Origin of the sequence: Streptomyces sp. NPDC050564, assembly GCF_044457265.1 — a bacterium.
Lineage (GTDB): Bacteria > Actinomycetota > Actinomycetes > Streptomycetales > Streptomycetaceae > Streptomyces.
Window position 1 is genome coordinate 1 of sequence record NZ_JBITGS010000092.1, and the last position, 12,132, is coordinate 12,132.

At 68.0% G+C, this 12,132-nt stretch carries 10 protein-coding genes and 2 pseudogenes; 8 read left to right on the forward strand and 4 right to left on the reverse strand.

Annotated elements, in window-relative coordinates:
• Positions 1–571: 571 nt before the first annotated feature.
• Positions 572–796, forward strand: a complete 225-nt coding sequence (locus ACIBK0_RS51115) for a hypothetical protein (protein ID WP_399097217.1) — start codon at positions 572–574, stop codon at positions 794–796.
• A 10-nt stretch (positions 797–806) separates the two neighbouring features.
• A complete protein-coding gene (locus ACIBK0_RS51120) occupies positions 807–1,670 on the forward strand; it encodes a GNAT family N-acetyltransferase (RefSeq protein WP_399097221.1) in 864 nt (287 codons plus the stop codon).
• A gap of 261 nt (positions 1,671–1,931) precedes the next feature.
• Here the strand turns inward: ACIBK0_RS51120 and ACIBK0_RS51125 are convergent, their stop codons facing one another.
• Both ACIBK0_RS51125 and ACIBK0_RS51130 read right to left on the reverse strand, forming a co-directional pair.
• Positions 1,932–3,239: a hypothetical protein gene (locus ACIBK0_RS51125; RefSeq protein WP_399097224.1), complete on the reverse strand. Its 1,308-nt coding sequence runs from the start codon at positions 3,237–3,239 to the stop codon at positions 1,932–1,934.
• 11 nt (positions 3,240–3,250) lie between these two features.
• Complete coding sequence (locus tag ACIBK0_RS51130; protein ID WP_399097227.1) at positions 3,251–4,825, reverse strand: hypothetical protein; 1,575 nt, start codon at positions 4,823–4,825, stop codon at positions 3,251–3,253.
• A gap of 380 nt (positions 4,826–5,205) precedes the next feature.
• Between ACIBK0_RS51130 and ACIBK0_RS51135 the strand changes: the two genes are divergently transcribed.
• From ACIBK0_RS51135 to ACIBK0_RS51160, 6 genes and pseudogenes are all read left to right on the forward strand, one after another.
• The gene (locus ACIBK0_RS51135) at positions 5,206–5,463 is read left to right on the forward strand and encodes a hypothetical protein (RefSeq protein WP_399097230.1); all 258 of its coding nucleotides are present in this window, start codon (positions 5,206–5,208) and stop codon (positions 5,461–5,463) included.
• Between the two features lie 993 nt (positions 5,464–6,456).
• A complete protein-coding gene (locus tag ACIBK0_RS51140; RefSeq protein WP_399097234.1) occupies positions 6,457–7,476 on the forward strand; it encodes a DUF6615 family protein in 1,020 nt (339 codons plus the stop codon).
• A 132-nt stretch (positions 7,477–7,608) separates the two neighbouring features.
• Positions 7,609–7,983, forward strand: a pseudogene (locus ACIBK0_RS51145) (heavy metal transporter CzcB); the annotation flags it as partial.
• On the forward strand, positions 7,980–8,525 hold the full coding sequence (locus ACIBK0_RS51150) for a flavoprotein (protein WP_399097237.1): 546 nt from the start codon (positions 7,980–7,982) through the stop codon (positions 8,523–8,525). The pseudogene ACIBK0_RS51145 and the gene ACIBK0_RS51150, both read left to right, overlap by 4 nt.
• 750 nt (positions 8,526–9,275) lie before the next feature.
• Positions 9,276–9,776: a hypothetical protein gene (locus ACIBK0_RS51155; protein ID WP_399097240.1), complete on the forward strand. Its 501-nt coding sequence runs from the start codon at positions 9,276–9,278 to the stop codon at positions 9,774–9,776.
• Entirely contained in the window at positions 9,773–10,807 is a 1,035-nt protein-coding gene (locus ACIBK0_RS51160) for a hypothetical protein (RefSeq protein ID WP_399097243.1), read from the forward strand. The genes ACIBK0_RS51155 and ACIBK0_RS51160 overlap by 4 nt, the downstream gene beginning before the upstream one ends.
• A 159-nt stretch (positions 10,808–10,966) precedes the next feature.
• Here ACIBK0_RS51160 and ACIBK0_RS51165 read toward each other — a convergent pair whose 3' ends face one another.
• Positions 10,967–11,575 carry a sigma-70 family RNA polymerase sigma factor gene (locus tag ACIBK0_RS51165; protein ID WP_399097246.1) on the reverse strand — a complete coding sequence of 203 codons (609 nt, stop codon included), beginning with the start codon at positions 11,573–11,575 and terminating at the stop codon, positions 10,967–10,969.
• A 350-nt stretch (positions 11,576–11,925) separates the two neighbouring features.
• Positions 11,926–12,132: pseudogene (locus ACIBK0_RS51170) on the reverse strand (conjugal transfer protein); the annotation flags it as partial.

Genomic DNA, 12,132 nt, shown 5'->3' on the forward strand with positions numbered 1-12,132 from the left:
GGGCACGTGGCGGGGGGAAAGCGGGGTGTCGTGGCGGCGGTTTGGTGGGGGTGGGCTCCGGTATGCCGCTACGTGAACAGGGCGGGGGGGTGGGGGGGGGGGGGGGGTGGGGGGTGTGGGGGGGGGGGGGGGGGGGGCGCGCCGCCCCCCCCCCCCCCCCCCCCGCGGCCGGGGGAGCAGGAGGCTCGGCACTGCCGAGCCGAGCGCTTCAGGTCCTGGCTCTCGCGGCTGAGGTCTACGAAGACTTACGGCCGCGTGAAGCGCTGGATCTGGCAGGCCTCGTTGGCGACGGTTCCAGCCGTCACCCCCGTGGTCCTGGCCTGGCTTCTACGCGGCCGCTAGTCCACTGGGGTCCCTCAACGCTTCACCGGGCTACGAGGGGCCCCTCCATTGGTGTTGGGGCCGCTCACCAACGAGTGCCGGCCCCACCCTTACGCATCCAAAGATGCGTTGGTGGTACCACCCTAGCGTCCCACCTAAATCACGACTCGTGATTCTCGCGAATCTGGCACCACGCGGCGAACTTTCAATTTGGCTGTGACAACTTTTCAAAGTGGTACCACCAAAAAATTTGGCACCCCGTACCGCGCACCACGCCCAGACCCTGCAGCTTCAGCTGGCGGCAGCGTTTTGGGGGACTGGAGGTGCGGGCGGTGGATTTACCGCCTCCCTGCCCGACGCCCTCGTCCAGCGCGCCGTGGAGCGCGGGATGACGATGATGGCGCTGACCGACCGGGACACCGTCGCCGGCACGTCCGCTGCGCCGGGGCCTGAGCCCTGTGCGGTGGGCGAGTAGCGTGAGTGCCATGCGCTTGAAGTGGGACTGGCTGCAGCCTGTCGTAGCTGTGCCGTACGTGCCGACGATCGGCCCCGTCCACCCCGACGCCCTCGATCTTGGCCTCTTCGCCGACATTGTCCGAGTCGCCGGCACCGGCACATTCCTCCCGTACGACAAGGACCAGCGCTGGTCCGAGTACAAGGACGAGACGGTCCTGCCCGATGCAATCGAGCACACCAGTGTCCGCACCCTGATCCCCACCCTGACCCGCCGCGGCCACGGCACTGTCACGGTCTACATCTACGGCCCCGTCCATGGCGACGCGGCCGACTTGGCGGCCAAGCTCGCCGCCGACCACGCCACCGCCACAGCCCGCGTGATCACCTTCCGCGGCCCCAACGACCAACCGCCCGCCGGGACGGCCGTCACGCGCGTACAGCTCCGGGAATTTGGCCAGGCCCAATCCGACAAGGAAGGGTCGGTTCAACCTGTACACGGCCTACCCGTGCCCGTACAGGCCACGTTTGCCGCCTTCGCACAGCGCCTCACCAGCGACGGCTTCGCCTTCCTCCACCATCAGATGCAGGCTGGCACCGTGGGCCCTGTTCTCGCCGTCACCGACGCCGGTCGAGTGGTCGGGGCGATCGGGCCCATGGGGACCATGACCGACTCAGCCGGAGCCATCCGTCTGCTGCCGCAGTACTTCGGTGTTCTGCCCGAACATCGCGGCCGCGGACACGGCCGAGCCCTGTGGCGGGCCGCCATGGCCTGGGGGGCGGCTCGCGGCGCCGATTACCAGCTTTTGCAGACTGAGACCGGCGGCCCCTCCGATCGCTTGTGCCAGTCGGAGGGACTGCGTTCCCTCGGCTTTGCCAGCGTGACCAAGCTTTGATGACCATGATTTGGCCGGGCCGGTCGAGCATGCCGTGCGCGCGTGCGCGGAAGACGAATCCGGCCTGCAGGGTGTTCAGTGACCATCTCAGGTGAACTGGTCGCCCCAGGTCACAACCCCGGCTTCGGGCCAGATCAATGATCCCGCCCGTACCGGCGGGTGACGGGGCCTTTGCAGGACCGGATCGGCTGCTGATGCGTGATGCGGCCGATCCGGTCCATGGACGTCCATGAGCCGCCGCAGTGGTGAACGGGACACGCTCTAGGGGATGATCGTGACCTTGTCGCAGCCGTAGAAGCTGAGGGGGCCGCCCGGGCCGGTGAACCGCCCGAGGACGCAGCCGCTCGTATCGGTCGCGGTCAGGGTCTCGCTCCGCGGCCGGAAGTGCAGGACGGCGTCCAGGTCGCGGTCACGGGTCACCTCGTCCGGTTCCAGGGAGTCCTCCGGATGGATCCGGCCGTGGATCTCGGGCACGCCACCGCCGAGCAGCAGCACACTCGGGGACCCGAAGTGCAGCGAGGCGGCGTCGATCGTGGTCGCGTCGAAGGCGAGCGGGTTGCCGTACTCGCCCGCCCGGGTGGTCAGCGCGGCCACCGGAAGGGTGCTGCCGTTGAGATTGACCGGATTTTCCGTGCTGCCCGGCTGGATATTGAGAGTCACCGGGACGGCGCAGTCCAGGGTCAGTCGCGTGGTACGCCGGTTGTTGGCCTCCTGTGGATCGATCACCGAGGCGCGCTTGGGTGCCACGGCCGAGGTGAAGTCCAGCGTCCGCGCACCGGGTTGGGTGCAGGTGACGGTGTACGTCTTCTCCAGCCGCCGGGGCGTGCCCACGGCCAGCGCGACCTCGGTCGTCTCCGGCGCGCTGGGGGCGACGGTCACGCCGGTTCCGGCGGCGACCGTTCGTTCCACCTGCGCGTCGGTGGGGCCGTCAGGACCGGCGTTGGCGACGGTGCTGGCAACGGTCACGGTGACGGGTTTGCCCAGGACGGCGAAGAGCGGGGCCCGCGGCTCCACGGCGTCGACCGACAGGTCGCTCTCCAAGCAGTCGGGATCACTGGGGTGCGACACGCAGAAGGTGCGGATCGCGGGTTTGACGTCGACGGTGACGACGTCCTTGTTCAGCGCCGTGTCGGTGATCGTCATGGTGGAGAGAGCGGGCGAGAAGGGCACGATGAAGCTGCCCGACCCGCTCTGCTTGATGTCCATCCGCTCCCGGTCACCGTGCGAGTAGGCCCACAGGGGACTCCACGCGTTCATACGGTCGATGACCTGGCCGTCTACGTCCCTGAGGCTCAGCTTCAGGATCGGCGGGTCGCCGATGTGCGTGTGGGCGCGCTGGAGGCTGACCGATGTGCGGTCGACGGTGGCTTGAGTACGACTGTTGAACGTGACCCGCGCGACGACCGCCTTCGCCGGGTCGTCGTCGTCGAGGACGGGCAGCGGGATGGTGGCCGGATCGGGGTCATCGAGCCGGGAGGAGTCGGCGGAGCCGCGCAGCGGGGCGGTCACCAGGGTGAGGACGACCATGGTGACCACAGCGAACAGCGAACGGAAACGGTGACGGCGCATCGTGGCCCCCTTCAGCATTTCGCCGACGTGCAGTCGCCGAAGATCAGGGTGTACCTCCTGATGTCGGCGGCGTTGGCCGGACCGGTGTTGTTGTACATCACGTCGTTGGGAGCGGGTTCAGAGCTGAACCAGTCCGGGTCGGGCCACCAGTCGGTGGGCCGCTCCCATGTGCGGCAGGCGGTTGCGCTACGGCCCAGGGCGGGAGCGTCGGCGATGCAGCCGGCCATGTCCTCGTAGACGTTGGGCGCGACGTCTTGCTGGAAGTAGCCGCCGTCCGGGGGGTATTCGTCGGCGAGCCCGAAGGGCTGGTGTCCGGACTCGTGGGTGGGCACCTGCAGGGCGTCCGACCGCACGGACGTGTCGACCACTGCGGAGAAGATGCGGTCGCCCCGCAGGGCACAGTCGCGCTGGTTCTTGCGGTGCAAGATGGCGCCGGCGTCCGCGAAGGCGAAGGTGTCGTCCCAGTTGGCGGGGAGCTCGTGGTCGCAGTCGCCGTCGTTGGCGTCGTCGGCCCGTCCCTGCGCCTGCGCGATCCAGAAGTTGAACTTGTCCTGGTTGGCCAGGAAGTCGTTGAACCCGTAATAGGAGGTCTCGATGACCCGGCGGACGTCGTCCAGGAACCTCGGGTCGCGGGCGCTCGGATACGTGTCGCGGTCCGCGACGAACACGATGTCGATCCGGCTGGAGCGGGGGCCGGTGTAGGAGATGGGGATCGGCTCCGCGGAGCTGCCGGGGTTGACGTCCACCCGGCGCCAGCCGGTGAAGAGCCCAGTGCCGCCCTTGCGCAGGCGGCAGCCGTAGACGAGGTCTCCGCCCTCGCTGGGACTGAACGTGACGGACGTACTGTTCACTCCGGACACCTTCCGGTCGGCGACCGGATGCCTTTCGGAGACACCTGAGATGTTCCGCACGGCCACGATCTCCAGCTCATCGGCGACCACGGTGGGCATCAGCGCACCGTCGAGCGCGGTGGCCGTGATCGTGACGGGCGAGTGCACTGCGGGCGCGATGGGGTTGCTGGTGCACCGGATGCGCAGGCCCGGAGCGCTCGCCGGATCCTCCACGTCCACCCTGTACGTCACTTCGGCCCGGTCCTCAGCGGTGCCGGCGGAGATGCGGCTGCCCCCGCATCCCTGCCCGTCGGCCGTGCCGAAGAACAACCGGCACGGGGAGACGCCCACTGAGAAGTTGATGCCCCTGCCCACCTCGGGCGACGCGTCGTACTGGTCGTCGCCGGCACAGAGGCCGCCGTCCTCGTCCCACACCTCGATGGTGACGGGGACCTTCGCGACGCCGCTGCTCTGATCGAGGGTGGCGACATCGACCTCTGTGGAGAACTCCCAGCCGCCCGGTGGGCTGATGTCGTCCTGGCCCTCCAGGGCGTCCTGCTCGTCGGAGTCCTCGTTGTTGAACGGCACGCCGTTGATGAACACCTTCGCGTACCAGTCGACCGAGCCGCACACGCCTTCCTCGGAGCTGTTCAACGCCCTGATGCGGTCGAGCGTGACCGTCACCTTCACGTTGGGCGCGGCGCTGGCCGTCGGTGTCGTGACGCCCAACAGCGCCGCGCAGGCGGCGAGGATCATGACCAGACTCAGGCACCGCCGCCGCGCCGGTCTCCCCCTTCGTGGTGGCCTTGCCAGGCCGCCGACCGTATCTTGCACTCGGTCTCTCCTTTGCATTCGCTGACATTCCGGAGTAACGGAGCGTAACTATCCGGTCGGCCTGGCATTGAACTGACGCGCTCAGCTTGCCTCTTGGCAGGGCAAGAGGGATCACATGATGAACTTCATAGCGTGTGCAATCTGGACTCGGAGATTCAGAGCTTGCGAACTGCACGCCAGTGAAGATGTCGTCCATGGCGCGGGTGGCGGCCCGTTCCGGGGTGAGCCGGAGTGGGTGCGGCTGAGCGCAACTCGCCGCCGCCGAGCACACCCTGGAGCGGCTGGAGACCACCCGCGAGACCGTGCTGGAACTGGCCACCGAGGACGGCACCCCACCGCCCGAGCCGCTGCCGCCCGGCTACGGCGAGATCCTGGCCCTCTTCGAGCAGAGCGGAGACGGGCTGCGCGCCAGGGACGTCTGTCGCACCCTTGGCACCGGCACCGAGCCGCGGCATACCGAAGGCATGCGCGCCAAGCTGAAACGCCTGGTCTTGTGTCCTGAACATGAAAGGGAGTTGGTCGTAGGACAGCTTCTTGAATTGGTGCTGTGCGGAAGATGAAGGATTTGTGGCCCTTCGGAGCCGCCCTGCGGGGGGAGGCTTCAAACCACCTCATGCTGCATTGGGTTGAAGACCGTTGTGGTGAGCGATGAGGGAAAAGGCGCCGCAAGAGGCGTCAGGTGGGGACCGGGAAGACGAACGCAAGTGAATCGCTGCTGACGTGTCGAAATTTTCAGACGACATCAAAACCGGGGTGTGACCAGAACTCCGGGATGAGCCTGGCGGGTGCCCGTCTATTGGCCAGGTGGTGTCCGGCATGTAGGCGACGTGAGTCCGGTCTGCGGCCTCCGCATGGAACAGGAGAAGGCGCGCCCCGATACTGTCCCGTCTTCGTGGCGGGCGAGAGGGAGACCCCCAAGCAGTGGACACTGCGAGGGGCTGAGTACCGAGGCAGGGTGCGCTGGCGGACCGGCTCGTAGTAGTGACGAAGCCCCCTCCGGAGTGAAACACGTCATCGTGACCTGCTCAGAATGCCGCACGGCAGACTGACATGTGTCAGCGCGGCACACCACCCGCCGTGATCGCCTCGGGGGCCCTTCGTCCCGCAACTCCCAGATGGGGAAGGTCGATCGTGGTTCCTGCCGAATGGACCGCACGCCTGCTGCCGGCGCTGCGCCTTCTACCTGTATTGCTGGTCGTCGTGCTGTCCACCCCTGCATGGCTGGCCTGGCCTTTTCTTCCGCACCGGCGACAGGAATTCGTCCTGGCCATGGTCCGGGAGTTGGTTGCCTGGACTTACGGCCCCACCGGGGCCGGTCGTGTCAGTGGAGCGCTCGCCGAGGAGGAGTCTGCGCGGACAAGGCGGGTGCTGCCCTCGGCCGTTGACGACAGTGGGTCAGGAAGCAGGCCGCCCACAGGCACCGTCTGACCTCACTAAAGAAAGGTGCCGATGGTTGGCCTGCTGCTGGAAGCAGTGATCACAGCCGCCAAGGAGACCAGCGGATGGGGGCACGATCGACGGCTCGCAAGCCTCCCTGAGCATCGGGATCGGTGGTGGCCGATACGATCGCGTGTCAACTCCCTTACGTTCAGCCGGATGTGTGGGGTACACCCGATGCTGTGACCGACACACAGGAGCATGCCCAGGGCGCGCGTGCCGCGCTCGTCCGCCGCCGTACTGCTGTCGACACCTTCACGAGCAAGTGGCTCTCGCAGGGCAATGCCACGTGGGCGGAGGAAACGGCAACAGATCTTCTGCTGATGGCGGTGCACCCGGAGCTGTCGTATGTCGCTTTCAACCGGTACGAGGAATCCCGCGTTGGGGCGGACTGGCTGTGGTGGTTCGTGGACTCGGCCTCCCACGAGGCGTTCGGAGTGCTCGTGCAAGCAAAGAACCTGAAGAAGAAGGGCCAGCGCTGGCACATCGACTACGACTACAAGGAAGGCGGCCAGATCCGGTCCCTGATTGATGCAGCGGATCTGCTGCAGGTCCCGGCGGTGTATGCCCTGTACTGCGGTGATCCTGCCTACCGGCAGGAGTTGTGGTGTGGTCAGGCTCATGATGGCGTGATGTGCACGCGCCATCCTCACGCAGGTGTCAGCGTGCTGCCTGCCATGCTGGCCGCCTATCTCGGCGGGACCTACCCGAACGACCTGGCGGCTGCGTCGCTGCACGCGGCGGTCCCGCTCGAAGACCTGACAACTTGGGAGAACCAGCCCCCGTTCCATGTCGGTGTCGTCACGAACGATGCTGTTCAAGACCTGCTCACACGGCCACAGCAGGGAGCGCGACTCCTGGCGAAGCGGCTACTCAAGATGCTCACCGACTGTCGCAAGCACCAGGAAGGTGCGCCCCGCGACTTCCGTCACTCCCGTCTCGACCTGGACGGCGCAGTGTTCACCGGTGGACTGCCGGACGACCAGGGGCACTACCTGCGTCCCCACTTTCCCCACGTGCTGCGGGGGATGCGCCGCACGCTGCCGTCGTACGTGGGTCACACGCTGGAGACGCATCGCCTTCCCGACGGTCCGGAGTTCAGGGATCTGGCCGGGATGGCCGTCGCCTGCGTGTAGTTCGGCGCAGGCGCGCGCACGTTGCGCGCCGTACGACAGGATTATCGCAACCTGCAGCGGGCACACGCTTCCTGCGTCCTGGATCGAACAGACCCGGCCCGCCGGGCTGATCCTGACGACCGTCGGCGGCCCCGGTACGTCTCCCTCGACCAGCCCGACGCCTGGGCCAACTTCAGCCCCACCAACGTCGCTCTCCACGAGATCAGCGCCCTGGTGGCCTTCGGCGACGCAGGCCTCGCCCTCCAGGCAGCACGCCCTCTCATGCGCCGGCACATCCCCGTCCCCGAGCGCCGGGCTGCCCTATGGGTGGAAACGGCTCGCGCCTACAGCCAGCAAGGCCGCCTCGCCAACGGCTATCAGGCACTGCGCATCGCCGAGACCTGCGCCGCCCAGGACGTCCGTCGCCCCGCCGTCCGTGACCTGGTCGCCGACATGGTCGCTCGCGATCGCCGCCGTACGCTGCCAGAACTGCACCACTTCAGCCGCCAACTGGGAGCCCCTGCGTGACCGAGCCGAACGCCCCGGACAAGAAGCCCTTCCTGTATGTCGTCGTGTGCGCGTGCGGTATCGCCGGCGACGTCGGCAAGCTGATCACCGCCGCGCAGGAACGGCACTGGGACGTCGGCGTCATCGCCACACCACAGGGCCTGGGCTTCCTCGACAACGAGGCGATCGAGGCGCAGACCGGCTATCCGATCCGCTCCGCCTGGCGCACGCCCGGCGAGACACGCCCGCTGCCGCCCGCGGACGCCATCGCGGTCGCCCCGGCCACCTTCAACACGATCAACAAGTGGGCTGCCGGCATCTGCGACACCCTGGCCCTGGGCATCCTGTGCGAGGCGTACGGCATGGGCATCCCCACCGCCGTTCTGCCCTACCTGAACGCCGCCCAGGCCGCCCACCCCGCCTACCAGCAGAGCCTGGAACGGCTGCGCGCCATGGGCGTATTGATCGGCAATTACGAGCCTCATAAGCCCAAGGCTGGTGGCGGCGCTGACCTCTTCCGATGGGAGGAGGCGTTGAATCTGCTGGGGCCCGAAGTGAAGTAGAGCCTGTACATCCCGAGAACCCTGGTCCGCCGCCATATCTGCCACACCAACTGTCGCGACAAATCCCACACCATCTGTTGCGTCAACTGTTACCCCGCTGCGCGCCACCCTGTCGCCAATCCGCAGGTCAGCAGGCCTCTACACAGCCTCATGGCTCCCTCCCGGAATCGGGCTGCGGCCCGGGCAGATGGAGGCCGTCGCCGCCGCTTTATCGGGAAGGCCCTGAACGCCGCCCCCAGCACCCGCCGCAAGCCGGGCCATGTCCTGCCGTCTCGCACCGGGCCGCAGGTGCACGCCATAGGCGGGGACGACAGCTCAGCTGTGCCCGGTCAGTGGCTCGCCGCCTACCTCCGCCGACGCGGCCGGCTGCCTGATGGGGCCCGGTCTGCCGGGCACCCGCCGGCAACTGATGTCCCTGGTCTGCTCCGGCAAGTTCCCGTGGGTACCGTGAGGCGATCTCCGCACCGGCCGGCAAGGCGGCCTACGAGCCGGGCCGGCTCCCGCACATACTCTGCGCCGGAAACTGAACTCCCTCGCACAGGCTGAGCAGTTGCCCTGTACGCAGGGTTCCTGTATGTGCCATTCTCCCGATGTCACGCATTTTCGGGGGATCGGTGATGTGATATGTGGACATCCAAGAGCGTTGCCCGCCTGGCCGCTGTCGTTCTCCTGTCTCTGCCGGCGGCACTGGCCTGCGGGGACACGGGGGACGATGCAGGCGGCAGTGCTGACGGCGGAACCGGCGGCGGGATGCCGGCACCTGGAAGCGGCGGGAGCGGTGGGAACGGGGACGGCGGAGGCGGGAGTGGCAGTCAAGGCGGCACAGACGGTGGCGGAGGCGCCAAGCCAGGGCCGCTGAAGATCCCGGAGTGGGGCAGGAACGGTTTCCTCTTCGACGACAACACCGATGCAGGCAAGGCCAACTGGGCTGAGATCAACGACCTGTTCATCGCCCAGTGCAAAGACGGCACCCTGTGCGTGAAACTCGTGCGCGTCTACCGCACGGAGGACGGCCAGCCCAGCGTAGGTCCGTGCGGCTACGACCACGTGGAGCCCGCGGCGGACACCTGGATCAGGCGGGACAGGACCGTGTATGTGGTCGGCGTCTGCGCTGCCGAGACCGGCGGGCCAGACGAGAGCGGAGAGTCCGGCCCGACGGGTGAGACGGGTACGACCGGTGAGCCCGGCGAGTCGGGCGGCTCACCGGACGATGAGCCCTCGGCCTCCAATGAGACCGTCCCCACCACATGAACGAAGGTGCCGGCGGCCTCGGGCGGCTCGGAACGGTCGTCGGTGCGATCGCCGCGCCGACGAGCCTGGTCACCGCGCTGCTCTACTACTTCGGTTACTACCACGCGTACTGGTTCTTCGCGTACTTCAGAGTGAACTCCACCGTCCTCGGCTTCGGCACGGCGGACTATCTGATGCGCAGCCTGGACGCCCTGTGGGTGCCCATGACGGTGACCGCGACTGCCGGCCTGCTCGCGTTCTGGGGGCACGATCTGTTGCGCCACAGGCTTGCAACGGGCATGCGGCCGCCTGTTCTGCGCTACGCGATACCGACCCTGACGGGACTTGGATTCCTGCTGGCTCTGGGGGGACTCTGGTCGACGTTCACGACGACCTTCCTCAACCATCGCCTCGCGCTGGCCCCGCTGAGCCTGTCCGTCGGAGTGACGCTGTTGGCGTATGCCCTGCACCTCAGACGTACCATCGCGGCGAACGCGACCGCACCGGACGACCACGCGGACAACCAGAGCAATCCGGACGGCCACAACGACGACTCCACCGCGCCCTCCGACACCGACGACACCGACAGCACCCCCAACAGCGGCTCCCCCGACACCGCCACGGCCCGGCCCGCCGCACGGCCCGAATGGGCCGCCCTCGCCGAATGGGCGGTCGTCTTCGTACTCGTTGGGCTCGGACTCGTCTGGGCCGCCAACGACTACGCCGCCTCCGTGGGCGTGACCCGGGCACAGCGTTTCGTGGCCGGCCTCGCGAACTACCCCTCCGCCGTGCTCTACAGCGAGCGCAGCCTCAGCATCAGCGCTCCCGGCGTACGCGAGACCCGCTGCGGCGGTGGCAAAGCCGCCTACGGTTACCGCTACGACGGACTCGCGCTCATCCTGCAGTCCGGCAACCAGTACGTCCTTGTGCCCTACCGCTGGACACGGGCCGATGGAGTCGCTCTGGTCATCCCCCGCAACGACTCGGTACGCCTGGAGTTCGGACCGCCGCCGAGTTCACTGCCCGGGCCGGCGCAGCACCCCGCCTGCTGACCTACGCGGCAGACGTCGACAAGACCGGCCGGCACGTGCAGGAGCGGCGGGAGGGATGCGCAGCAGGCGGGAGCGGCAGAACCGGCCGATCCGATGCGGGGGCAGGCTGGTGCAGGCATCCGGGCCCGGCGGACAGCGGCGGGAGGCGCGGGCGTGATCTCACGGGAAGAGAACGCGGCGCAGATGCTGGTCTGCTGCCAGGCGCTGCCGTGCCTGGTGGAGGTGTACTCTGACGGTCGCGGGCGTGATGTGCAGGCGCTGGGCGATCGCCGGGGTGCAGATGCCCTGAGCCCGCATCCAGGTGACCTGGCGCATGCGGTGCGGCAGTCTGTTCACGGCCTGCGCCAGGGCCGCATGGTCGAGGGTTTCCAGCAGGTGTTCTTCCGGGCTGCGTTCGGCCTCGTTCACCTCCAGCGGGTCACCGATGGTGACCTCCAGACGGAAACGACTGGACCTGAAGTGATCGGCGACCAGGTTGCGGGCGATGGTCACCAGCCAGGCGCCCATGTCCCGGCCCTGCCAGCTGAAGGACCCGAGCCCGGTCAGGGCTCGGGCGAAGACCTCGCTGGTGAGGTCTTCCGCCGTGGCCCTGCCTCCGATGCGGTGATAGACGTAGCGGTACACCACATCCGAGTAGGCGGCGTAGACCGCACCGAACGCCTCATGATCGCCCGCCTGCGCCCTCGCAACCCACCCGAGAACGCTGTCAGTTGCCTGGCCCGCCTGGGCGGACTGCCCGCCCAGGCGTTCTCCCGTGCTGTCAGCCATCGCGCAGCGCAGGCATGCGGCCAGGCCCGGTGCACAACGCCGGCGCCAAGGCTGCGCCGGCTTGCAGCAGTACCGCGAGCCCGCCCACAAACGCCGGCGTCGCCACGGCAGCGCACGCCGCAGCCAGGACGACGACCACGATCACGACAACGGGGTGCGGGGCGAGAGCAAGGGAGGGGGGGGTGCGGCGGGATACGGGTGGGGGCGCGGATGACATAAGAAGGCGTGAAAGACGCTGCGCACAGTGAGGCCCGTCTGCAGGCCCTTGGTGGCCCACTTTCCGAACATGGTGATCCACGAGTCGCCGAGGTCGCTCAACTCTCCAGCAAGCACCAGGTTGTGCACCGTGCTCATGAGCGGGCACCCCCGCCCTGGGCGATGCCGGACTCCAGCGCTGCAACTTCCCATCGGCCCGAGCGGGCCTTGAGGACGAGCTCGTACGCCAGCGGCCACCGCCCGACTTCGTCCCGGGCCTCCACCTCAGCGAGGATGCGGACCTCGCTACCGTCGGCCGGCACCTGCTCGGCAGCCGCCACCTTGTCGACGGCGAACACCTG